Source organism: Dictyoglomus sp. DH, from assembly GCF_055181375.1.
The window spans coordinates 179,137-204,315 of record NZ_CM143706.1; the positions used below are offsets into that span (position 1 = coordinate 179,137).

Here is a 25,179-nt window from a genome sequence, read left to right on the forward strand (position 1 = left end):
AAAATTTATTTTCAGTTTTAAATTATATCAAAAAACTACAAGTATTTCTATTAAAAACTTGGTAACAAGGTAAATCCCTCAGGTCTACCCATAAGTTCCAATCCTTTTGATGGAAACGCCTTGAGATATATGCTAAATTGGAAACTTTGGGTAGCAAAATAATATGTAGCTTTCATATTAAAACAGTGAAGATCCTTCTCTAAGGAGAGAGAATAAAAGGTATTCCCTAAGATGGGTAGATAATAACCTAAAAGACTAAGTTTACCAGCATAATGCCAATCTCCGGTTATATTAATTCCTACCTTATAATCCACCCTTTTAATTACATTAGCATTTAAATCATATAGACTACCGAAAGAAAAATAAAAGTTTGGATTCTGAAAAATACCTTGGATAAAAAGAGGCGTGAATGTTTGTGTATTCCAAAGATAAGACGTCTTAGCAGAAAAGGTTGCCGTTTTTCCCAGTTTTAGTATTCCTGAAATAGATAAAGATGTAGGTGTATTATTGATAAAATTATAGCCTTGCTGTAAGGATATATTTATATTGGGGTTTCCAATAGTAGCTTGGAAACTTATATTGTTGATATTAGTTAAATAATCGAAATAGAAAGGAGTATTCCCAGAATCTCCAGTTACAATATCTTTTCCTAACCATTGGAAATTATAATTTAGAGATCCTGATATTAAAGATGAAAGTCTATAGCTATAACTTATATTTCCAAATAAAAGATAACGTGCATCTTGAGTACCATAGAATTCCTGCTTAAATCCAAGATTTGAAGAGATATTTCCAGTAGAAAATGATAACTTGGGAGATAAAGTTAAAGAAAATCCTATTTTCCATGTATTGATAGTAAAAGGAATACCTGGCTCAATATAATTTCCAAAAAGTAATTCCAGCCTTGATGGAATACTTGCAAGAGATAATTTTCTACTATAATAAAATTCTGGTACCTTCTTTAATAATAAATCTGCAGTATTAGTCCATCTTTCATTGGCATATATATAAAACCTTTGAACAGTATCATTGTAATCAAGATTAATATTTCCCTGCAAATCCTCCTGTCTACTTCCCAAAGTATAAGAAAGATTGCTATATCTTACATCGGACTGCAATTTTAGATTTTTGTTGAAATTGATAGTAGTATTAATACTTACCCCCTTATTATCAAGGTTAGGATTACTACTCCAAGTACCAAGTATATTAGTTCTTAATATTCCAAAAGTATAGGTTAAATTAACTGAGTTTTGCAATGAATAATTACCAGAATAAGGATAAGAAAAATATATGGAATTAAAATTTAAGGAAAGAGAAGGAAGAGAATATTTACCAGTAATATTAAGTCTTAATTCATCAGTATTAAGATTATAATTATAAAGGTAGTGGGCATCTACATTTCCAGAAAGATTTGAAAAACTATATTTTTGAGATAGAGAGAATTTAAACCCTTGATTTTGAGATATAAGAAAAGTAAGAACACCAGGAATTCCCCAAAGATTATATGTAAAAGGATAGGTAAGATATAATCCAAGATTAGAATCATAACCAATCTGAGGAAATGGAGAAGGCTCCTTGGTGAGAGGAATTACATAATAGGGAACATAAAAAATTGGTAGATAAAAAGCAGGATATGGAAATCTCAAAAAGAAAATCACATTAATAAAAACTATTCTATCATTAGGATAATATTCAATTTGAGATGCAGAAAGGAAATAATGAGGATTTTCATAAGAACAAGTAGTAAAAGCACCTTTCTTAAGGGATATATCTCCCTTCTTCCATATTAAATCTTCTCCTTTTATATACATCTTTTCCTGAGAGTCAAGTACCTTATATTTTAATTTCACATTTTTTATATTAGCTTTCTCTTCCTTATAAAAATACTCTATACTTTCTGCCCAAAATTCTCCCTCTCTATCTTTAAAATAAACATTACCTTCTGCTATAAATAAGGCTTCCTTTATACTCCCCTCTAATCTGTCTGCCTTTATTAACACATCTTTTCCAGAAAACTCCACATTACCTTCCGCCTTAAAAAATTGGGTTTCCCAATTAAAAGATATTTTTTCTGCCTTTATTTTCCAAGGAGTCTCGGCAAAAGCTATATGTAGGATAAAATATAGTATTATAGTAATAAAAACTAATCTTTTTACCATTTTCTTATCTTCCATATAAATACTCCCAAACTGATACTTCCTAAGGTAATATTAGGTAACCATGCAGAGATAAAAGGAGAAAAAATGGCATGCTCTCCTAAGGATCGAGCGATAATGTTGAAGCCATAATAAAAGAAGGCAATAATAATACTAAAGGCAGTTCCCCAAAGTCTTCCCCCTCTTCCTGTAATAAGGATTACACTAAATCCAAGGAGAGCAAATATAGGTAATGCAACACTTTGGGCGATCCTTAGATAATCCTCTACAAGATAGGATCTGGCAGATATTCCCGATTTTCTATAAACTTCAATCCTTTTCTTAAGTTCATTAGTAGGCATCTCTTGAGGAGTTCTATCTCTATAAAAGATTAACATAAAATCTTGAGGAAGATTTATCTTAAACTCATCAAAATTTCCCTCCCATGCCACAAAGGAATCCTCTCCTAAATAATGCACAATGCCATTTTTCAATATAAGTGAATCTCTATTCCAAATAGCCTCCTTTGCAGTGTAAATAACAGGAAATTTATTGGAATTTGAGGTATCATATACAAGTACATCTTCCATTTTATTACTCTTTTCTACTATTTTTTTAACGTAATAATATCTTCCCTCTTCATCATGAAAAAAAACATTTTCACCCTTTACAGGAGCAGGATTTAAAAAAAAGTATTTTTGAATCAATTTATTAGCACGAAAATTAGATTCTGGAATAAGAGAATAAGTAAAAAGCCAAAGAATTATGGAAAGTAATAGGGAAAACAAAAGGGGTACAATTGTCAGAGAGAAGAAATAAATTCCACTACATCTCATAGCAAATATTTCGCCATCTCTCATAAGTCTTCCAAAGGAAAAAATTATAGCGAAAAGAAGAGACACAGGAATTACAAATACTAACAATGATGGGATCTTATAGTAAAGAAGTTTCAATACTACTTCTAAACTGACCCTTCTTAAAATAATAAAATCAGAAAACTCATAAAGTATTTGGATTAGCATTACTAATATAAATCCAAATATTCCTAAGAAGAAGGGGCCTAATAATTCACTTAATACATACTTGTGATAAGTTTTTATTCTTATCATTCTTTTACGTAAAAGGTAGTATCTATATTGCCTTCTGCCTCAACCCTCTTATCCTTTACATATACTACAAGCTTTTTACAATTTATTTCATTCTTATCACTATCCAACATCTTTACATTATCTAAAAAGGTATAAACCTCTTTATCAGTATCAAAGTCTGCACTACTTGCAGTTACTATAAGATCTTCCCTTTCTATTCTTACACTTCCAGTTAAACTTCCTGTTTTATTCCTCAAAGAGTAAACTATTCCCTGAGAAAAAAGTTTTGTAATTTCTATTTTGTCTCCACTCTTCCTCTGCAAAACCACATTTACATTTTTCTTTAACTCCAAGATCTCCTTTCTAAGATCTACCTTTAAATCCTCCCCAACAATTGATAAATCTTTTTGAGTAATACTTACTTTTCCTGGAGCTTCCACAATACTGGTATCTTGATTATAAAATATCATTGTGCTTGTAATCTTTGTCTCATCCTCTTGTCCAGGTTTATATATAACAGTAACATTTCCTTCAGCTCGAGTCACCTTTTTCCCAAAATCATAAGATATTTTTTGGGCAGAAATCTTAATAGGAGTCTTAGTTTGTGAAAAACCGATTCCTATAATTAGCACAAAGATTAAAAAAATTCCAATTATCTTTTTCATGTTTTTCCTCCCCTCTTAATATAATACTTCTATCACCACATTACCTTCAAAATCAGCTTTTCCTTCCTTTGAATCAAATCTAAAAATATCTGCTTCGGCCTTAAACTCTCCTCTCTTCTCAAATCTTACCCTTCCCTTTGTACTAACAAATTCCCCTGTATCAAAATACCATACCCCTTCTCTTGCCTCACCTACATAACCATCCTCAGTTTCAAAATATAATCTATCTGGTATTTTCATTATCTTTTTATCCCTATCTACCTCAGCTTTTTCTGTTTTTATATACAAAGACAATTTATTATCTCTATATACCTTACCATCTATATTCCCCTCAAAGAGAAATTTTCTATAATTTAAATCAATACTTAAATTATCAGCTGAGATCTCCCAACTCAGATTTCCCTTATCTCTACCCTTCAAATGTACCTTTTTTGCATAAATACCAGTCTTCTCATAATTAGAGGATACTTCTTCTTTTTGTGGAGGAAAAATATAGTAACTTCCTCCCCAAGCGATAAGAACCACCAATATCAATATACTAAGAAAAATTGTCCGTCTCATTCTTTAATCAATTTTATCAAAAGAAATATTAAAAATCCTAAAAATATAGGAATATCACCCCAAAAAGTATAAAGAGAAAAGCTACCTTTGGGAACTTCCCCATAAATAGCAACTTTTTCCCCTTCTTTCGTTTCTTTTATAATCCTACCATAAGGATCAGCGAAAAACGTAATCCCCGTATTTGCTACCTGAATTATAGGTCTCCTATTTTCTACTCCTCTAAGAAGAGACTGATTCTTATGCTGATAGACTGCTGGTGTCCCTTGAAACCAGCCATCATTAGTTATAACCACAATTATATCACTATGTCTTTGAGAAAGTATTCTTGATGGATCTGAGAATAAAGATTCAAAACATATAAGTACACCCATTTTCTTACCATCAATAGATAAAGGATAAAAACCAGGACCACTACTGTAATTTCCAATAAGTCCCCTAAAATACTCTGGAATTACATAATTGAAAGGAAAGGGAACTTCCTCAACAAAAGGCACAAGTTGTACCTTCCTATGCACATCATATCTACCATCCTTTGTTATGAGATATGCAGAATTATAAAAATTTCTTCCCTTCATCTCCAAGGATCCTAAAAGTAGATTAGTATTTTTAAACTCTGCAAGCTCTCTCAACTCCTTGAGATATATGGGAGAATGATTTAAAAAGCAAAAAAGTACACTCTCCGCCCATACCACTAAATCCAAATTATCAGGAAGATTTAATGTTAGATCTTTATGAACCTGGAATTGGTCATAAATATTGGTATAAAAATATTTGGAAAAGCTATCATAACTTCCTTGTACCGCCCCCACCTTCATAAATGAATTGTAATCTCCCCTGCCTATAAAAAATCCTACAATAAATAGAGAGATAAAAACCAAAATAAAAGAAATCTTCATCTTAAAAACCAATTCTCTAAATCTTGCTATTACAGTATTAACTAAAACAACTAAAAAAACTAAACCCAATTCGCCAAATATACTTGCCCATTGAAGAAGAGGATAAATATGAACCAAAGGCTCTCCAAATGACCCCCAATTAAAGGCAAGAGGTCCATGGGATCTTATCCATTGTATAAATACCATAAAAAAGGCTGGAAAAAATATAGAATTCTCTTTTCTTTTTACTCCCCAAAGAAAAACTCCATAATATAGAGAAAGATAAATAATAAGAAGAAGATACACAAATATGGAGAGACCTATACTTGTAAAATGAGATACCAAGCGTGGTATCCAATAAAAGTTAACACTGTTAAATCCAATTCCATATAAAAAACCCAAGATAAAAGCTTTCTTTTGAGTAATTTCCGGAAGAAGGGAAAAAAGAGGTATAAGGGTAAAAAAGATAAGAAATGAGAAATTAAAGGGAGGAAAAGAGAGAATATAAAAGAGTATAGATATAAAAAGATATATAAAAATTCTGAACTTGTTTACTCTAACCATATTTTTATATAACTTACTTGATCAGAAAAATATTCATCATACAATATTTTTCCACTGATAGGATTGGTTAAATCTATATATATATCTTCCTGTGGAACACTCCATAGAAGATCAGCTAAACCTTGTATGTATGATGGGCTTCCTAATATTTTGTATAAATATATCTTCATATAAAGCTTACTTAGAGATCCCCCAAAAACAATCAATGGAATTTGAAAAATCAAAGTAGTTTTATATCCTGAAATCTCACCTTTAAGTTGAGCATGTATCAAAGAAAATAGTTGAAGAGTTGACAGATCTCCATTTTTGCCCCACTTAAAGTTCAATATATCCCTATCTCCATCACACCATATGAAGTATTGCCATGTACTTAGATCATTACTTACATATCCATCTTTATTAAATGGAATCACAAGGGAATAGTAATTACTAACATCGTATAAACTTAAAGGATTATAAAACTCTAATTGAATTTTTAAAAGTCCTTTCGGTCTTATAGTAACAGTACGTGCACATCCTGATAAGAATAACGCCATAATAAGTAGAAGAATAAAAATCCTTTTCATAAACTCTATTTTCTCCTTTTTACATAGAATATACTTCCCTCTCCAACTTTACTTTCCACCTCTATCTCAAGACCTGCCACATCTGAAAGCTTTTTAGCAAGAGAAAGACCAAGCCCATATCCCCTACTACTTCTTGACTTATCCAATTTATAAAATCTTTCAAAAATCTTAGAAATCTCTTCCTCAGGTATACCTTTCCCATAATCTCTTACGAAAAATTTACCATCATTATAACCTATATCAATTAACTTTTTATCAAGAGAATTTTTTATTCCATTCTCAATAAAAATTCCCAAAATAATTTCAAGAACTTTCTTTGGAAAAATCACTTCTTCATTTTTATTTAGAATTATATGAAATTCATATTCTGAATAAATCTTTGAATATTTCTCCTTTATCTCTTCCAAAAACTCCCTTACCCAAAATTTATTGAAAATTATATCTTCTGAGACCCTTGCTGTTTCAAGAAGAGTATCTACCATATTTACCATATCTTGAGTTGTTTCCTCCAATATGTTTAATGATTCCTCAAGAACTTTTTTATCCTCTTTTCCCCACCTTTTTAACATTTTTATATACCCCAGAATAGAAGTAAGAGGAGTCTTCAATTCATGAGAAACATCCGAAGAAAATTCTTCCTCCCGTTTATAAACCTTTTCTATCCTATCAAGCATCATATTCAATGTATTCACAAGCTCCCAAAGTTCATCCTTTGTCCTGGGAAACTCTATCCTATCTTGTCTTCTTATATCCACCTTTTTTGCCTCTTTTATTATTCTCCTTATAGGAGATAAAAATCTATTGGATAAAAAATAACCAATAGCCATGGAAGGAATTATGGAAAGTAAAGCAAAAAGTATGGAATTTCTTTTTAACCTATCAAGGGCATATATGGTAGATGTAATATCCTTACCAATAAGATATTCATCTCTTTTAACTATGAGTACATAATATCCATCATTAGTATTATATATACCTTCTTCTTTCACTTCACCCAAACTAAAGTGATCTTGAATAACCACTCCATTTTGGGCAATATAGTAGGAAGAAATTCTTCCCATTCCCCTTCCCATCATAAATCCTCTTCCATAGGAAAAGCCAAAAAAACTCTTATACAGATCCTTTTTATGCTCATCCATAATGGTATTTTTAGAATTCTCGTAAAAAATCAAAGAAAAAAGAGAAATAAAAGTTACTATAACAAAAGTATAAGTTAGAGTGATCTTCCAAGCTATTTTCATAATTAATCTTCCCTAAAAGAATATCCAATTCCTCTTATGGTTTTTATATATTTACCTTTATCCCCCAGTTTTTTTTCTCAGATAATTTATGTATACCTCTACTAAATTTTTTCTCTCATCATCATAATCTCCCCATACATATGACAAAATCATATCCTTAGAAAGAACCATCCCTGCATTTCTCATTAAAAAACAAAAAAGAGAGAATTCAGTTTTAGATAACACTATCTCTTTTCCATCAACTAAAGCTCTATACTCTGATGGGAAGATTGAAATACCATATTTTTCAATTACTTCTTCCTTCTTTTCCTTTCTTCTTGAGACAGCCTGAATTCTTGCTAAAAGCTCTTCTATACTAAAAGGTTTTACTACATAATCATCCGCCCCAAAATTAAAAGCTTCTACTTTATCCTTAACTTCGTGAAGAGCGGTAAGCATTATAATACCCATATCAGGATATTTATACCTCAATCTTTTTGCTACTTCTTTTCCAGACATTCCAGGCAACATTATATCAAGAATTACCAAATCTGGCTTAAATTCTTCTGCTTCTATAAGGGCATCATAACCATCATAGACTACCTTTACCTCATATCCTTCATGGGTAAGCTCAAGATTTAACAGATTTGCTATTTTCTTATCATCTTCCACCACAAGAATACGCATAGTTTAAGTATATCACAAAAATCTGATATAATTTAAAATCATGGATATAAGTGTGATTATGCCAACATATAATAGAAAAAATCTATTGGAGATCATTCTTCCTCAAATTCTTAATCAAGATTTTGAAGGGGAATATGAGGTTATTATCTCTGATGATGGGTCTTCTGATAATACTAGTGAGCTGATTAATAACTTTCAAAAAATGTACCCTAACTTGAAATATATAAAGAGTAAGGAAAGAAAAGGACCAGCCCATGCAAGAAATATGGCACTTAATATCTCTCAAGGTAAGCTTATAGTATTTATAGATAGTGATATATACGTTAAGAAGGATTTTCTTAAAAATCACTATGATATCCAAAAAGAAAATAATTTTAATGTAATAGTACAAGGACCTGTGATAAACACATATAACTGGAAAGAACCGTGGACAGAAAAATTCAAGTTAAGAGATATTTCATCCGCCTTTTTCGCTACAGGAAATGCAAGTGTTTCTAAAGAACTTCTTTCCATTACTGGCTTTTTTGATGAAAATTTTACCTTCTATGGTTGGGAGGATTTAGAATTAGGAATAAGACTTAAGAAACTGGGAGTAAAAATGGTAAAATCAGAAAAAGTTATTGTTTGGCATCTTAGTATTCCTCCTGATCTTACTAATTTACCATATCTACTAAATAAAGAGAGAGAAAGGGCAAGGTCAGCTATTTATTTTTATAAAAAACATCCTACTTTAGAAGTTAAAATGATGATACAAATGGGAAGAATTTATAAAATAGGAAACTTTATTCAAAGATTATTTGGATTAATAAATGAAAAGAATATAGAAAAGTGGTTTAATTTTGCAGAAAAAAAAGGATATCATACACTATCCCAAATTTTTCTTTCAGGAGTACTAAATAAGGTCTATTTAGATGAATTGGACAAAATTTCCTCATAAACTGTTCTTGTTCTTTTAGCCATTTTTGTAGAAGTAAATTCATTTATAAATTTTTCATATCCTTTTTGAGCTAACTTATTCCTCATATTTTCCTTCTCAATAAGAGTTACAATTGCATTAGAAAGAGCATTAATATTCTTAGGAGGTACCAAAATACCATCAATACCATCACTTATAATCTCTGGTATCCCACCTACACTCGTTGCAATAACAGGTACTTTGACTGAAAAAGCCTCTAATATGACTAATCCAAAAGCCTCAAAAAGTGAAGGCAAAACAAATATTTGAAAATTCTTTATGTAATCTCTTGCCCCAGGCATATTTCCTAAAAAGCACACTTTATCTCTAATATTTAATTTATTAACTAAATTCTCTAATGATTTTCTCTCCTCTCCATCCCCTATTATTACCAATCTTAAATGATCATATTTTTTCACTACTTCATTGAAAGCATAAACTAAGTATTTAATACCTTTCGTCCTTGTTAATCGGGCAGCTGTCCCTATAATAAACCCATTCACTTTAATAGGCAAATTTTTCCTTTCATTTCTTTCTGAGATTCCATTATGAATAACTACAACCTTATCCTTTGAAAGACCTTTTTTAATAAGAATTTCTTTATCATAATTAGACACACATATAACCCTATCAGCCCACTTACTAAAAAAAACAGATAGAGAATAATTTAAATAAAAAAATGTGGGTGGGTAACCATGACAAGTAAATACAACAGGAATATCTGGAAATAACTTTTTAGCAATAAATATCAATTCATGAGCTCCATGTATATGAATCAAATGAGGCTTAAAATCATTAATTATTTCTCTAAGTCTCTCCTTATATTCCCTAACATTAAAAAGGCTAAGATATGGAATTTCTCTATAAGGTATATTGTTGCTATTTAATATGGTTATTCCTCCCCCTTGAGGAGCTGTTACTAAAAATTCATACTCATCCTTTAAAGCCTTAATAAGCTCTATTACATGTTTTTCTGTACCTGCAAGATTAAAGTATGGAAGAAGAAAAAGTATCTTTTTCATATAACCTCTTGAAAATAGCTCCAAAGAAGAAAAATATAATTCCAAGATGCAGTGACCACATAGTACCATCAAAAAACTGATGCCCCATATATGCTGTAAACCCACCCAGAATAGCTAAAGAAAGAAAATCTCTGTCCCTTAAATAAGTCTTTATCCCCCAATAAAAAAATCGAAAGATAAATAAAGAAAAAGATACAAAACCCAATATACCAGTTTCTGCAAGAAGATTCAGGGGAAGATTATGAGCAAAAGATACATTTTCTCCTATAGCTTGGGGTAATCTATAATAAGAATATGTCTTACTAAAAGCAGAAAAGCCTACCCCAAAAATAGGATGATCTAAAAACATTTTCCAAGCAGATTTCCATATATAGATTCTTTGGGTTTTTGAATTTGAGTACGGATCAACTCTTGTCCAGAAGAAGGAAAATAAATTGTCCTTTACTAAAATAGATCTTATGAGAAAAAATGCTAAAATAGACATTGTTATTATACTTATATAAAAGATCTGTCTTTTAAGCTCTTTATCCCCTAAAATAAATATTAAGATCTCAGCCAAAATTAATCCTAAAATTGCTCCTTGTGACATACTAAGGATAAGACCAGTTATAAGAATAATCAAAGATATAAAATACCACAGCTTATTATTAGAAGAAAACATTTTCAATTGTACTAAGGGAATAGTAGTAGCTAAAACAGTACCTAAACCATTTTTTCCTAAAAAAGGAGTTTCGGCATAATAACCTTTATAAAAAAATATATTTATGCCAGAATAAGCAAGTAAGGTAGCACCAAAAATAAAGTAGTCTAAACCGTTATCAATCAATGAAGAAAAAAGACTTTCCTTAATTAATAACAAGTAACATAAAATCAAAAACAGCAGTACCAAAAAATTTAATAATGAAAATTCTCTAAAAGGAGAAAATAAGGAGGATAGAAAAAAAGAAATAACAAAAAAGATTAAAATTGAATCTATATCCTTAAAACTAATCTCTCTAATTTTTAGAATACGAGAAAAAAAATATATAATAAATCCAAATGTTCCCCCACCCATTCCCAAAAGAAATCCAAATATATATATTACCTCTTCCATTCTCATGAAATAGATTATAACACAATTTTAGAAAAAGGGGGGATAAAAATCCCCCCTTTTTTTATTTGTAGTGCTTATTCATCTCTTCGTTCCAAGGTTGTGAGAGAAGAGTCTCTACAAGATTCTTCCCTTGTTCAAAACTTTGAGTTCTTGGGTCATCCATAACCATAAGAAGAAGACTCTTCCTATCTCCCTCACGAAAAGCTTGAAGTATTCTTTCCATTCTTAACCATCTTGGTATTAATACATAAAGCATCAAACGGGATGGAATTTTCTCAATCTTCTCTCTTTCAATTCCATTCTTATCTACATATACTGGTATCTCCACAATTACATCATCAGGGATTCCAGGAATAGCACCATTGTTTGGTACATTAATAACCAATCTTCTTCTGTTATTGTTTACTATAGCATCTACAAAAGGTATTATAGATTCCATACTTTCTTCTATCGGTAATTCTTTTACTACTGACACATTAGGATCTCTTGCCAATCTCTCCATTTGCTGCAATCTAAGCTTTAATCCATAAAGATACATGGTCCATCCTATCTCGGAATCTGGACCTCCTGCAGGATACCATTTTTTCTTCTCATTCAAGCTTGTATGGAACCACCAAGGTGAAACACTTCTTGGAGTATCTCCGATAGGGAATAAACCATAAAGTCTATACATCTCTACACTTGCAGGAGAAAATTGAGTATATTCCCAAGGAGATATCATATAATCATAAGAATTCCAAATCTTTGGAGCTTCTTCCTCTATCCATTTATCTATTAAGGGATAGGCATCTTGCCCTTTATACTTAAATTTCGTCAAAAAGATACAATGATTAAACCCTGCTACTTGCTCTTCTATATCCTTAGGATCCAAACCTAAAGCTTTTACCAAATGGAAAAGTTCTAAATATCCATGACAAAAACCAACCACCTTAAGGCCAGACTCTCTTAAAGCTAAATTTGTACTCTCAAAAACAGGATTAGAAACCTGCATATACCATGCATTAGGAGCCAACTTTTCTACATCCTTAACCAAATCTCTTACAAATTTTAGTTGTTCATAGGCAGCAAATCCCCCATAGTAATCACTTACTTTATCATCCACTCCCCTGTAATAACCTAAACTTTCAGCAATTTCTCTTTCCTTTTCCATATTATGATATCCGCCTATTTTTACTGTATTTATTACAAAATCAGCTCCATCTAATGCTTTCTTTCTATCTGTGGTCTTTTCAAGTTTTAAATTAGTACCAGCTTCTTTTCTATACTTATCAGCTAAAGAATAAACAAGATCAAGCCTATCCTCATTAATATCCATAAAGGTTACTGTGCTTCCAGAAAGATCTTTATAGTAATTAAGATCTTGGATAAGCTTCATAGAAAAGGCTACACTACCAGCACCAATAATAGCTATTTTTACCATAAAACTACCTCCTTAATTTAAATTTTTTAAGAAATATATTTATGACACATTACCCAACGATCATCTATAAGAATCTTTTTAGGCTCTTCTCTAAAACATATATCTTTTGCATCATCACAACGATCTGAAAATTTACAACCAAGTTTAGAAAATTCTTTAACCTCTTGGGTAGAAAGTTTTATATCACCTTCCCAACGTTTATCTATGTCCGGCTCTGGCACAGAGTCAATTAAGAGCTTGGTATAAGGATGTAGAGGTTTAAGCATAACCTTCTCTACAGGTCCCATTTCCACAATATTTCCTCTATACATAATGGCAATCCAATCACTTATGTAATAGGCAGTAGTCAAATCATGGGTTATATATAATACCGAAACACCATATTTTTCCTTAAGTTCTTTGAATAGATTAACTATGGACATCCTTAAAGAAGCATCAACCATAGAAACTGGCTCATCCGCCACAAGCAAAGACGGAGTTGTTATAAGCGCTCTCGCAATAGAAACTCTTTGAAGCTGTCCCCCAGAAAGTTCATGAGGATATCTTTTTTCTATCTCTTTTAGATTTAAGCCTACTGCTTGTAAACTCATATCAACAATATCCATCGCTTCTTGCCTATTCTTAGCAAGACCAAAATTGATAGCTGTATTAAAAAGATAGGAATCTACTCTTTTTAAAGGATTAAAAGCTTCAAAAGGATTTTGAAATATGGGCTGTACTTCTTTCATAAATTTAAGTTTATTTTTTCTAGAACTTAAATCAGTTACTCTTTCCCCCTTATAATATATTTCTCCGGATGTTGGTTCAATTAAACCTAATATCATACGAGCTAAGGTAGTTTTTCCAGATCCTGTCTCCCCAGCAATAGTCAGTATTTCAGGCTTATTTAAAGGTAAATAAAAACTTTCTTTATTCACTGCTACTAATTTTACCCCTAAAAATCTTCCCCCAATTACAAATATCTTGGTTAAATCTTTAACGTATAACAAAAAATCTTGTTCTATCATGTTTTCTCAACCTCCTTGCTGTGAAGAAAACAGGCCACTTTATGTCCTTTCTCTACCTCTACTAAGTCTGGCACCATCTCTTTACATTCCTTCATTGCATAAGGGCAACGAGTATGAAATCTACAACCAGATGGAGGATTTAAAAGAGACGGAGGAGCTCCTGGGACACTCTTTTTCAAGGTTTTATCACCTATCTTAGGAAGGGATTCAATAAGATATTTAGTGTATGGATGTAGAGGATTCTTAAAAATATCTTTTACGCTACCTATTTCCACCAACTTTCCTGCATACATAATAATTATTCTGTCAGCCATATTAGCATGAACTCCCATATCATGAGTTACCATAATTATTGTATTTTTAAACTCCGACTGAATCCTTTTTAAAAGTTGTATTACACCTCTTTGCACTACCACGTCTAAGGCTGTAGTTGCTTCATCAGCTATAATCACCTTAGGTTTAAGTATAGTACTTAAAGCTATAGTAACTCTCTGTCGCATACCTCCTGAGAGTTGATGAGGAAATGAATTCAAAACTTCAAAAGGAAGACCCAAACTCTTTAAATGTTCTCCTACCATATCCCTAATTACATTACTTTTTGTGATGTTAAGATGTACCTTTATTACATCTTCAAAAGTCTTTATGATTTTTCGTGTTGGATTTAGTACACTCATTGAGCCTTGAGGTACGTAGGAAAAAACCCTCCATTTTAATTCTTTTAAAACATTAATATCCTTTAATATATCTACTTCTCTACCACCATATTTATAATGTATCCCACCTCCTATCACGCTTAAGGGAGGTTTAATAAGCCCAATAAGGGTTTTCAATAGAGTACTTTTACCACATCCAGACTCTCCAGCTATTCCCAAAATCTCATTCTCCATAACCTGAAAAGACACATTATCAACTGCTCTTACTTTTCTCTCAATACCATATAAGGAAGTAATATAATAAGCCTTTAAATTCTCCACTTTTAAAGCATACATTAGGCTTCTTGGCCTCCTTCTTTCATCCTCATTCTTTGAATTCTGGTTCGTGGATCAAGATAATTACTAATACTCACCGATAGAGTATAAAGAGCTATGAAAAGAAGTATAGCTAAAATTACAGGGGTAAAAATCCACCACCATATTCCTCTTAGAAGAGCTTGATATTGTAATGCCCAGTAAATAGTCGTCCCTATAGTAGGAGTTTCCAAACTTGAAAGTCCAAAAATAGCAAGGGTAGTTTCCATTCCAATTGCCCATAAAATTGTGTTTATAAAGTTAGCCATTACCCATGGTATAACAAAAGGAAGATGCTCTGTCATAATAATCTGAAAAGTACTCATTCCTGAGAAATTTGCTGTATATGTAAATTCTCTTTCTCTAAGACCTAATACAATAGCTCTTACCTGTCTTCCTCCCCAGGGCCAGGAGAATAAAGAAAGTATAAAGGCAATTAGAATAAGACTGATATGCTGTTTTATTATTGAGGATATAAGAATAAGAATAGGTAGACTGGGAATAACAATAAAACTATCATTTACAGACATTAGAAATCTATCAAGACTTCCACCTCTGTAACCAGAAAGAAGCCCCACAAAGGTACCAATTACAATTGATATTACTGCAGTAAGAGACCCAAGGATTACAGAATTTCTTATAGCATGTGTTAAATTCCAGAATATATCTTGTCCCATAGAATTTGTACCCAATAGATAACGAAAAGAGGGAGGCTGATTTTTAGGAACCACATTCCATAATTTTGGATCAAAAGGGGAGACAAAAGAAAGTAAAGCTAAAAAAATTAACAAACATATAACTGTAAAACCAAAGGCAAACTTTTTATCACTCCTATATAAATCTCTTATCACTAATAACATAACTATATCTTTCCTCCTTACCTGTAACGTACACGAGGATCAAAGAGAGGATATAATAAGTCAATTAAAAGGGCTGCTGTGGCTATTCCTATAATAGAAAGTACAGCTATTCCCATAATTAAATTAAAATCACCGTTATTAATTGCCATATAAAGAAGTTGTCCTAATCCAGGATATGAGAAAACTGTCTCTGTAATCAAAGATCCACTAAAAATACCACCTATTTGTAAGGCTAAATTCGTTATCTGAGGAAGCAAACCATTCCTCATAACATATTGAAACAGTATCTTCCTTGATGGAATCCCCATTACTTCAGCATATGTTACAAAATCTTCAGCTACAATAGTAGATGTTAAAGATCTCATACTCAGAAACCACCAACCAATACCTATTAGGATAAGAGATAATGCTGGTAGAGTAGCATGCTTAATTACATTAAATATAAATTCTAAAGATAAAGATGGTGTAAGACCTATGCTGTATCCTCCTACCATTGGAAAAATAGGAAAAATATAGGCAAAAAGAATTAAAAGTACCAAAGCCATTATATAATAGGGAATTGGGTAAATTGACATGGCAATTATAGACATTAACTTTGACCATTTTTTATCGGCATAATATCCTGCTATTCCCCCAAGAATATTACCTATTACCCATGAAAGGATAGCAACAACAACTAAAAGACCTGCAGTCCATGGTAAAGAATTTGCGATTATAGATATTACAGGTGTTGGAAATATTGATAAAGAAGGTCCAAAATCTCCCTTAAATAACCTCTTCCAAAAACCTAAATATTGTTCCCATATACTCCCCTTCAATCCATATAACTCCATCATAGTATCCTTCAATTTCTCTATTGCAGAAGGATCAAGATATTGAGCACCGTAAGATGTCATTCTATTAAGAACTGTTACAACAGGATCTAAAGGGGTAAATCTTGGAACTAAAAAAACTACAGTCACACCTATAAATATAACAATAAAATATTGAATCAATCTGGGAATTATATATCTTTTCAATAAATTCATTTTATAATTTTCTCCCTCCCTAAAACAGGGTTTCCCCCTCGTTTAGAGGGGGAAACCCCAAATATTATCTTATTACTTTCTTCCAGTTGGCTTTATTTGCGGTAAGATAAACTTAAATTGACCCCACCACCACACAGGTGCCATATATGAATTGTCTGATGTTGGGAAGTTAGTCCAATAATAATGATCCTGTGAATTAAACTTCAAATTGATTATAAAGACCGGTGCTGGCATTTCTTCTACATAAAGCTTCAATATATCACTTACTATAGCCTTTGCCTTTTGAGATTCTGGCTGTAAGTTTACTAACTCATCAAGGAGTTTATCTAACTTAGCATTCTTCCACCTAATCTGGTTCCCCGCAGTAGCCACCTGCCCTGTTGGTTTATAGAATCTGGAATGATAACCTTGTACAAAGGTGTAGAAATCAGTTGCTGGTACTTCCCAGTAAGAACCAACCTCAAAATCTCCAAGGTTCCACTTATTCCAGAATGGTCCTGCCTCTACTGTCTCTACATTTACATCTATACCAAACTTTCTCCACTGATCAGCTACTGCAAAAGCAAGTCTTGTAGCATGTATTTCAAAATTAGCAGGAGCAGTAATAGTTATCTTCCAAGGAGTTCCATCTGGTAAGTACCATTTTCCTCCAACTCTCTTAAATCCATTCTTTACTAGTAATTTCTCAGCTACTTCAGGAGCATATTTCCACCAACCTATACCAAAGATTTCTCTTGGATTACCTGTTACTGTATAACCTCTCTTCTTTGCATAATCTACAATTCTATCTGGGACTGTTGGATCCCAGGGTTTAAATCCATCTTCTAAAGTAAAATTCTTCAACCAATTCTCCAGAGGTAAATAGTACTCTTTTAATAGAGATTCCGTTGCACATATCCATAAAGGATTGACTCTTGCAATTCCATCAAATCCAGATGTTACTACATCAACTATATCTGTAGCTAATGTTAAAGCCCATCTTACATCTTTATTATTGAATGGTGGCTTTTCTAAATTCATAGCCATTATTCTTGCCCTTACATCATCCATCCAAGCCCATGGAAAATCTTTATACCATACCCTTGAATAGGGGTTGCTTTTTCTTAGAATCTCCCAAGATTCAGGAGTTAAGTCAAATATTAAATCTAATTGATGTTGAGCTTGTGCCATTACCTTCTTTTCATCAGGACCATAGTAAATAAAAAGTACATATTTAGGCTGAGGCATACCATATATCTGGCCTACACTTGTCCTTCTCCAATCAACTCTTCTTTCAAATAACCACCAATATCCTTGAGGATCATATTGCTTCAAAACATAGGGTCCTAAAGAAACAGGTGGGTTAAATTCAAACTTTAAAGGATCTGCTACTTTTTCAAACACATGTTTAGGCATAATATAACAGGTAGCATAGACAATAGAGGTAAAGAGATAATGAAAAGCCGGTACTGACTCTTTTAGTTCAAACACTACAGTGTAGTTATCTTTCTTATATACCTTAGATACATATCTATTGAAAGCATCACTATAAGACATTCCAGGATGTTTCATAAGATAATCTACAGTAAATACAACATCATCAGCAGTGAAAGGCTTTCCATCACTCCAATATATTCCTTTTCTCAACTTAACTGTCATTTTTCTAAAATTATTTTCATATACTGGTTCAGATTGAGCTAAAGCATTGATTACTTTACCTGTTTGTGAATCTAAGTACCAAAGACCATCAAATAACATCTGTTGAGCCCCATTACCTACTGATACTCCCGGTTTCCAGAAATTAAAATCTTTTGGATTAGCTAATCTTCCATGTAGGGCATCGACTATAAGTGTTTCATGACGAGGAACCTTAGGAAGTACTTGAGAAAATATAACAGTTTGGCCTACTAGAGAAAGCATCAGAATGAATAATATTATAATTGAAAACTTTTTCATTTAATCTTATCCCCCTTTCCAAATATTTTTTTAAACAGAGCCCCCAGAACCATAGCTTTAAACCCTAATTACCCTTTCATCACCTCCCTAATTTAATTACTTTTTATTTGTGTAAGCGCTTTTACAGGATGATAAATATCATAAAATAAAAAATAAGTCAAGGGGTATATAAAAAATTATAACGATAAAAATATCTTCAATTTAAATCTTAAGACGTCAATCTAATAATAAGTTCTAAAGGAAGCTCTAAATGGGTAAAAGAGGTTTCAATCCCCAATAACAAATCAAGGAGTATCTTTGCTCCTACTTCTCCCATTTCAGTCATTGGTTGTTTTACTGTAGAAAGACCTAAATATCTGGCATCCGATATGTCATCAAAACCAATTATAGCTACATCTTCAGGTACCTTTATTCCCTCCTCTAAAAGTGCTCTCATCAACCCTATAGCTTGAGTATCTGACGCACAGAAAACAGCATCAAAGGGAATTCCTCGACTAATTAAAGTCTTACCTGCTCTATACCCTTTCTCTAAGGAAAATCCAGTTTGAATATGGAGTAGAGGATTAAAAGGAATTCCAGCCTCCTTTAACGCTTCTAATAAGCCTTCATATCTCCTATAACTTGCCATAAACCCTAAAGGATCATTTATTACACCACTAACAAAGGCTATATTTCTTCTACCTGTAGCAATAAGATATCTTACAGCCATATAAGCTCCCTTTTTATTATCAACGTATACACTGGAAAACTCAGGATGATAGCTATCAATAAGTACTACAGGCTTTTGAGCATTTTTTAAGATCTTAGCCTCATCCTTTTTAATATCAAAGGAAACTACAATTAGACCATCACATCTATTAAAAAGCTCAGGAGAAAAAATTTTCTCTCTATCTTCTATTCTCTCAATATTATATAGATGAATAGAATAATCGGTTTTAGATATCACATTATTTATACCCCTTAAAACCTCTACAAAGAAATCCCTTGTAAAAAATGGAACTACAATAGAAATAACATTGGTTTTTAAAGACTTTTTTGCCAAACTTCTTGCCACTACATTAGGAGAATATCCTAATTTTTTTATTGCATCTAATACCTTCTTTTTTGTCTCATCATTTACTCTTGGAGAATTATTAAGTACTCTTGATACTGTTGCTATACTAACTCCAGCCTCTTTTGCCACATCTTTTATTGTTACCATTAATACACTCCCCTTTCTATTTATTGCCTTTTCTATTTCTAATATTTATTTTATCAAATATTATATATTTGTAAACGTTTTCTTATGTAAAAATAAAATTGACATATTGTTTTTCATAGACTTAAAATCTAAAACATGAGAGTTTTATTTATTAGTAATGGCTATGGAGAAGATTACGTAGCAGTCAATATCATAAAAGAGTTAAGAGAAATCGACAGTTCAATAGAAATAGAAGCCCTGCCAATTGTAGGGGAAGGATTTTTATATAAAAAAAATCAAATACCTCTTTTAGGACCTCATAAAAAATTACCATCAGGTGGATTTATAACTAATCTAAGAATTTTATATAAAGATTTAAAAGAAGGATTATTGAATCTTCATCGGAAACAGTGGGGAGAAATTAAAAAGTGGTCTAAAAAAAATGGATATATTATAGCAGTAGGCGATATTATACCCCTCTTTTTAGCAAGATTATCCCCCCAAAAATTTTTCTTCGTAAGCATTCAAAAATCAGTATATTACACATTAAAAGATGATAAAAAGGTAAATATACAAAAACTTTCCAAGAATAAAGCAATGGAAATTGCTATAAGAACTTACCTGTTGGAATATTTTCTTATGAAATCAGAAAATCTTTTAAAAGTTTTTCCACGTGATCTTCTCTCTCACTTAATTCTGGAAAAAACAGGAATAAACTCCGAATACTTAGGAAATCCTATGATGGATGGCTTAGAACCTGAAAACAAAATACCCATTAACAATTTTTACAATTACATAAAAATTCTGATTCTTCCAGGATCTAAAATACCAGAAGCTTATTATAATTTTCAGCTCCTTACTGAGGGTATATTACATCTTTTGAGATCAAGGTTAGAGGAAAAATTTCTTTTTCTTACTGCTATATCTCCTAATATTCCCATAAAGGAATTAGAAAACATTTTGTTTTCCAAAAATTTTAAAAAGTATATAGAAACAAAAGATTATATACTTTTCAAAAATAACAGTCATGCACTAATTCTTACCCATGCCTTCTCCGATTGTATTCATAATGCCCAGATAGGACTTTGCATGGCAGGAACAGCAACAGAACAGTTTGTAGGTCTTGGTAAACCAGCCATTGCCATATTTGGTAAAGGGCCTCAATTTACCAAAAAGTTTGCTCTTTTACAGAAGAGACTCTTAGGTGATTCTCTTTTCTTAGCCAAAAATGCAGAAGAAATTCCTAAAATATTTTCCATGATACACAATAACAAAGAACTTTTAGAGAAGATATCCATAAATGGAAGAAAAAGAATGGGTGAAAAAGGAGCTTCTAAAAGGATAGCAGAAAAGATTTATCAAATTATTAAAGTTTAAAGGGGGAGGAAAATGGAAGAGATAAAGAAGAATTTTAAAAATCCTGAAAAAATATATAGGGCGATACCTTTTTGGTCATGGAATGATAAGCTTAATGCTCAAGAACTAACAAACCAAATAAAAGATTTTAAAGAAAAAGGTATTGGTGGGTTCTTCATGCATTCAAGGGTAGGTTTAGAGACTGAATATATGGGAGAAGAATGGTTAGATTTAGTAGAAGAAGTAGTAAAAAATTCCAAGATAATAGACATAGATCCATGGCTTTATGATGAAGATAGATGGCCTTCTGGCTTTGCAGGAGGTAAGGTTGCAGAAAAAATTGGAGATGAAGGAAGAGCTAAAATTCTCACTTTAAAAATATTGAAAGATGCAAAAGAACTTAATGGAAAAGAATTGGCTATTTACAAAGGGAAAATAGAAAGTGAAAACATAAAGAGTATAGAAAGAGTAAATAATATCGAGAATTTAAGACTTTGTAAAGATGAAAACATTTTAGCATTATATAGAATCGTTGCTGGAAAATCTGATTGGTATAATGGTGATGCACCACCAGATAATCTAAATCCTAAAAGTGTGAAAACATTTATACAAGTTACCCATGAGATATATTACGAAAGACTAAAGGCAGATTTTGGAAAACAAGTTAAGGGTATATTTACTGATGAACCCAATATATTTCCTTTTCTTTGGGGAGGAAATTTAGAATATTATGCATTACCTTGGACTGATATATTTCCTGAATATTTTAAAGAAAAAAGAGGATATGATTTTTTTGATATAGCCCCCTTTGTATTCTTTTCAGGAGAAAAGTCCATAAAGGCAAGATATGACTATTGGAGAACCATTTCAGAGCTTTTCTTAGAAAGTTACACTAAAAATATCTATAATTGGTGTAAAGAGCATAATATATTATTTACTGGGCATTATTTAGAAGAAGATAATTTCCCTCATGTAATATTATGTAGTGGATCTATAATGCCTCATTACGAATACATGGATATTCCAGGAATAGATATATTAACCGAGGTAAGATATGAATACCTTACAGCAAAACAAGCAACCAGCGTGGCAAATCAATTAGGAAAAAGTAGAGTTATTTCCGAAACTTATGGATGTACTGGATGGGAATTTACCTTTGAAGGGCAAAAACATGTGGCAGACTGGCAATATGCTCTTGGAGTAAATATGAGATGCCAACATCTTTTTTTGTATTCTCTTAGAGGTTGTAGAAAAAGAGACTATCCACCCTCTTTCAATCACAACCCTTCTTGGAAGTATCAACATCTTATAGAAGGTTATTTTGCAAGACTTTCCTATATTCTAACCTTAGGTAAACCTGTAAGGGATATTCTTCTTATTCACCCCATTGAAAGTAGTTGGTGTGAATTTAATGGAAGAGATAAATCTGTACCCCAAGAAAGAGGAGAAGAATTTAAAGAGATTATAAATGCCCTTTTAGGAATTCATTATGATTTTGATTTGGGAGATGAAAAGATTATTGAAAAATATGGGAAAATAGATAAGGAAAGAAAAGAGTTTATATTAGGAGAAGCCAAATATATATTAGTAATAGTGCCACCAGTAATTACCCTAAGAAAAAGTACTCTTTCCTTACTTTTAGAATTTCTAAATAATGATGGGAAAGTAATTATTATGGAGCCATTACCAGAATATGTGGAAGGAGAAAAAGGGAAAGAAGAATTGAAAAAACTTTTTGATCATCCAAATGTAATAAGAGTAAAGGGAAGAAAAGAACTTGCAGAAAATATTAAAAATATAATTCCAAGAAGAATATCCATAAGAGATGTGGTAGGACAAGAAGTAGAACAGTTTCTATATATGGAGAGAAATTATGATGGTAAAAAGATTTTCTTTATAGTAAATAATGATAGGGAAAGATCCTATAATGTGGATCTATACTTAGAGGGAAAAGGAAGAATAGAAGAATGGGATCTTCTTACAGGAGAGATAAAAGATGTATTTTCAATAGAAACTGAAGGATATCAACATATTCGTACTACTTTTGCTCCCTCAGAATCCAAATTATACATACTATATAAAGGAGAATACAAGAAAATAGAAAGGCCAAAGAAAATAAAAAGGACCATCTTTTTAGAACCTACCTTCGAGGTTAAAAGATTAGACCCTAATGTACTCACTATAGATACTGCTCAATTTAAATTAGATGGAGAATGGTCTGAAGAGACACCTATCTGGATTATTCAGAGAAAAATTAGAGATACCCTTGGAATGAAAAATATCGATCTAAATGGTGGAATTCAAAGATGGAAATGGGTTAATATACCTCATCCTAAGGATAATACTAAGATTGAATTAAAAACGAGATTTAATATAAAAGATCTGCCAGAAAAAGACTTATATCTTTTAACAGAAAATATAAAGGAAATGATCAGCTTAAAGCTAAATAATAAAGAGATACCTATAATAGATGGAGGATGGTTTATAGATAGATCTTTAAGAAAGATTCCATTAAAGGAATTTAAGATAGGGGAAAATATTATAGAGATACTCTTGAACTATAGAAATTCAACAGAGCTTGAAGATTTCTATATTATAGGTGATTTTGCTGTAAATATAGATAGAGAAATAATTAAAGAAAATAATAGAATTACCTTAGGAGATTGGGTTCTTCAAGGATATCCCCACTATGCAGGAAGCCTTATATACAAACAGATACTACCTTTCCATAAAGATCCTAATGAAAAATATCTACTAACTATTGAGGATTTTTCTGCAGGAGTTATTAAAGTAAATCTAAATGGAGAAACAGTAGGATTTATCCCATGGAGATTTTACAAATTAGATATCACTAATTACTTACAAAACGGTAATAATTTATTAGAATTAGAAGTAGTAGGTAGCCTAAGGAATATGCTTGGTCCTCTTCATAATAGAGCAAAGAAAATCCACTTTGTAAGTGCTCTCTCTTTTAGACCAGAGGGTGAAGAATATACAAAGTCATACGTATTCCATTCTTATGGATTATTTTCACCAGTAAAAATAGAGGTGATAGGTTAATATTCCTTTCTTTCGTCCCAACTTTTATAGCTACCACATAGCCAATTAAGAGTTAAAAACCTCTCAAGAATAATTCCTGAGAGAAAGAGATGATCTTCGCCAGTAATAAGATAAAAGGGCTTTCCTTGTACTGGAAAATCACCTTCTATAGTATAAGAGATAGCACCAGAGGAAAGAGCTTTTTCTACCAATAGCCTTAAGGCATCTTTATATGATTTTCCTTCTCCTAATTTATAATTTTCCTTTTCCATTCTCCCAAGCTTCCACCTAAAATACCATATCTCAGCTATATCTCTTTCCTTTATTAGCTCTTTAAATGGTCTTAATTTAACTTTTCCTAAAAACTCATCTCTACTTTTTAATACTGGAATCACATCTATCACATCACCTAATCTAAAACCTATATCATAAGGGGGAAGTTTATCAATAAGAGATAAAGCCCAGAAAAGTACACCTAAGGATTCCAGATAGGTAAAGGAAAGTAAGGTTTCATTCTCATCCCATTTTCCTATATCTTTTCCAAGAAGTATTCTTTCTTGTTCTGTAAAAGAATTTTTTAAATTTTCCTCTTCAATCCATTTATATACTTCTTGGAAAAAATTACTTTCAATATTGAAAATTTCTTTAACAGGGGAAGAAAGATAAATTGCCTCTGCCTGTGACCTCAGAAACAAAATAGAAAGACAAAGAGCTCTATTTATAACCTCTCTTTCAGTAGGTGGATTTAAGTAAATCTCTTCTTCCACTTTTTACACCTTATAAGTCACAAAAAATATAAAGGCATAAAAAAAGGTAACAAAAGTTAAAATTAAGCTAAGCAATAATATAATTTCTCCAAACTTCTCTTTTATTTTCCTCATTTCTATCCTCTCCTTTACATTTCATTAGAGTATAT

The 25,179-nt window shown here is 31.7% G+C and carries 20 protein-coding genes and 1 pseudogene; 3 read left to right on the forward strand and 18 right to left on the reverse strand.

Features of this window, described 5'->3' with window-relative positions; genetic code table 11:
- Window positions 1–50: 50 nt before the first annotated feature.
- The 8 genes and pseudogenes from ACY3JJ_RS00860 to ACY3JJ_RS00895 all read right to left on the reverse strand — a co-directional run bounded on the left by ACY3JJ_RS00860 (window position 51) and on the right by ACY3JJ_RS00895 (window position 8,361).
- Complete coding sequence (locus ACY3JJ_RS00860; RefSeq protein WP_463091929.1) at window positions 51–2,174, reverse strand: LPS-assembly protein LptD; 2,124 nt, start codon at window positions 2,172–2,174, stop codon at window positions 51–53.
- Window positions 2,153–3,244: an LptF/LptG family permease gene (locus tag ACY3JJ_RS00865; protein ID WP_463091930.1), complete on the reverse strand. Its 1,092-nt coding sequence runs from the start codon at window positions 3,242–3,244 to the stop codon at window positions 2,153–2,155. Before ACY3JJ_RS00865 ends, ACY3JJ_RS00860 begins: the two co-directional genes overlap by 22 nt.
- Window positions 3,241–3,888, reverse strand: coding sequence for an LPS export ABC transporter periplasmic protein LptC (lptC, locus tag ACY3JJ_RS00870; protein ID WP_463091931.1), 648 nt, complete (start codon window positions 3,886–3,888; stop codon window positions 3,241–3,243). Before lptC (ACY3JJ_RS00870) ends, ACY3JJ_RS00865 begins: the two co-directional genes overlap by 4 nt.
- A gap of 15 nt (window positions 3,889–3,903) precedes the next feature.
- Window positions 3,904–4,449 carry an LPS export ABC transporter periplasmic protein LptC gene (gene lptC / locus ACY3JJ_RS00875; protein ID WP_463091932.1) on the reverse strand — a complete coding sequence of 182 codons (546 nt, stop codon included), beginning with the start codon at window positions 4,447–4,449 and terminating at the stop codon, window positions 3,904–3,906.
- Entirely contained in the window at window positions 4,446–5,888 is a 1,443-nt protein-coding gene (gene lnt, locus ACY3JJ_RS00880) for an apolipoprotein N-acyltransferase (RefSeq protein ID WP_463091933.1), read from the reverse strand. The genes lptC (ACY3JJ_RS00875) and lnt overlap by 4 nt, the downstream gene beginning before the upstream one ends.
- Window positions 5,876–6,454: a hypothetical protein gene (locus ACY3JJ_RS00885; RefSeq protein ID WP_463091934.1), complete on the reverse strand. Its 579-nt coding sequence runs from the start codon at window positions 6,452–6,454 to the stop codon at window positions 5,876–5,878. Before ACY3JJ_RS00885 ends, lnt begins: the two co-directional genes overlap by 13 nt.
- A gap of 5 nt (window positions 6,455–6,459) precedes the next feature.
- On the reverse strand, window positions 6,460–7,695 hold the full coding sequence (locus ACY3JJ_RS00890) for a sensor histidine kinase (protein WP_463091935.1): 1,236 nt from the start codon (window positions 7,693–7,695) through the stop codon (window positions 6,460–6,462).
- A gap of 2 nt (window positions 7,696–7,697) precedes the next feature.
- Window positions 7,698–8,361 (reverse strand): annotated as a pseudogene (locus ACY3JJ_RS00895) (response regulator transcription factor).
- A 40-nt stretch (window positions 8,362–8,401) separates the two neighbouring features.
- Between ACY3JJ_RS00895 and ACY3JJ_RS00900 the strand changes: the two are divergent.
- Entirely contained in the window at window positions 8,402–9,298 is an 897-nt protein-coding gene (locus tag ACY3JJ_RS00900; RefSeq protein WP_463091936.1) for a glycosyltransferase family 2 protein, read from the forward strand.
- Here ACY3JJ_RS00900 and ACY3JJ_RS00905 read toward each other — a convergent pair.
- From ACY3JJ_RS00905 to ACY3JJ_RS00945, 9 genes are all read right to left on the reverse strand, one after another.
- Window positions 9,265–10,338 (reverse strand): glycosyltransferase family 4 protein, encoded by a 1,074-nt coding sequence (locus tag ACY3JJ_RS00905; RefSeq protein ID WP_463091937.1) that lies wholly within the window; start codon window positions 10,336–10,338, stop codon window positions 9,265–9,267. The two genes, ACY3JJ_RS00900 and ACY3JJ_RS00905, sit on opposite strands and share 34 nt — an antisense overlap.
- Window positions 10,304–11,437: an O-antigen ligase family protein gene (locus ACY3JJ_RS00910; RefSeq protein WP_463091938.1), complete on the reverse strand. Its 1,134-nt coding sequence runs from the start codon at window positions 11,435–11,437 to the stop codon at window positions 10,304–10,306. The genes ACY3JJ_RS00905 and ACY3JJ_RS00910 overlap by 35 nt, the downstream gene beginning before the upstream one ends.
- A gap of 55 nt (window positions 11,438–11,492) precedes the next feature.
- On the reverse strand, window positions 11,493–12,851 hold the full coding sequence (locus ACY3JJ_RS00915) for an alpha-glucosidase/alpha-galactosidase (RefSeq protein WP_463091939.1): 1,359 nt from the start codon (window positions 12,849–12,851) through the stop codon (window positions 11,493–11,495).
- 26 nt (window positions 12,852–12,877) lie between these two features.
- The gene (locus tag ACY3JJ_RS00920) at window positions 12,878–13,858 is read right to left on the reverse strand and encodes an ABC transporter ATP-binding protein (protein WP_463091940.1); all 981 of its coding nucleotides are present in this window, start codon (window positions 13,856–13,858) and stop codon (window positions 12,878–12,880) included.
- Window positions 13,855–14,847 carry an ABC transporter ATP-binding protein gene (locus ACY3JJ_RS00925; protein WP_463091941.1) on the reverse strand — a complete coding sequence of 331 codons (993 nt, stop codon included), beginning with the start codon at window positions 14,845–14,847 and terminating at the stop codon, window positions 13,855–13,857. Before ACY3JJ_RS00925 ends, ACY3JJ_RS00920 begins: the two co-directional genes overlap by 4 nt.
- Window positions 14,847–15,725 (reverse strand): ABC transporter permease, encoded by an 879-nt coding sequence (locus ACY3JJ_RS00930; protein WP_463091942.1) that lies wholly within the window; start codon window positions 15,723–15,725, stop codon window positions 14,847–14,849. Before ACY3JJ_RS00930 ends, ACY3JJ_RS00925 begins: the two co-directional genes overlap by 1 nt.
- Before the next feature lie 17 nt (window positions 15,726–15,742).
- Window positions 15,743–16,753, reverse strand: a complete 1,011-nt coding sequence (locus tag ACY3JJ_RS00935; RefSeq protein WP_463091943.1) for an ABC transporter permease — start codon at window positions 16,751–16,753, stop codon at window positions 15,743–15,745.
- Window positions 16,754–16,825: 72 nt separating this feature from the next.
- Window positions 16,826–18,688, reverse strand: coding sequence for an ABC transporter substrate-binding protein (locus ACY3JJ_RS00940; protein ID WP_463091944.1), 1,863 nt, complete (start codon window positions 18,686–18,688; stop codon window positions 16,826–16,828).
- A 208-nt stretch (window positions 18,689–18,896) separates the two neighbouring features.
- Window positions 18,897–19,889, reverse strand: coding sequence for a LacI family DNA-binding transcriptional regulator (locus tag ACY3JJ_RS00945; protein ID WP_463091945.1), 993 nt, complete (start codon window positions 19,887–19,889; stop codon window positions 18,897–18,899).
- 135 nt (window positions 19,890–20,024) lie between these two features.
- On the opposite strand from ACY3JJ_RS00945, the gene ACY3JJ_RS00950 reads away from it, so the two are divergent.
- Both ACY3JJ_RS00950 and ACY3JJ_RS00955 read left to right on the forward strand, forming a co-directional pair.
- Complete coding sequence (locus tag ACY3JJ_RS00950) at window positions 20,025–21,245, forward strand: lipid-A-disaccharide synthase-related protein (protein WP_463091946.1); 1,221 nt, start codon at window positions 20,025–20,027, stop codon at window positions 21,243–21,245.
- A gap of 12 nt (window positions 21,246–21,257) precedes the next feature.
- Window positions 21,258–24,284: a glycosyl hydrolase gene (locus tag ACY3JJ_RS00955; protein ID WP_463091947.1), complete on the forward strand. Its 3,027-nt coding sequence runs from the start codon at window positions 21,258–21,260 to the stop codon at window positions 24,282–24,284.
- Here ACY3JJ_RS00955 and ACY3JJ_RS00960 read toward each other — a convergent pair.
- Entirely contained in the window at window positions 24,281–25,030 is a 750-nt protein-coding gene (locus ACY3JJ_RS00960) for a DUF4272 domain-containing protein (protein ID WP_463091948.1), read from the reverse strand. The genes ACY3JJ_RS00955 and ACY3JJ_RS00960 overlap by 4 nt on opposite strands.
- Window positions 25,031–25,179: the final 149 nt, after the last annotated feature.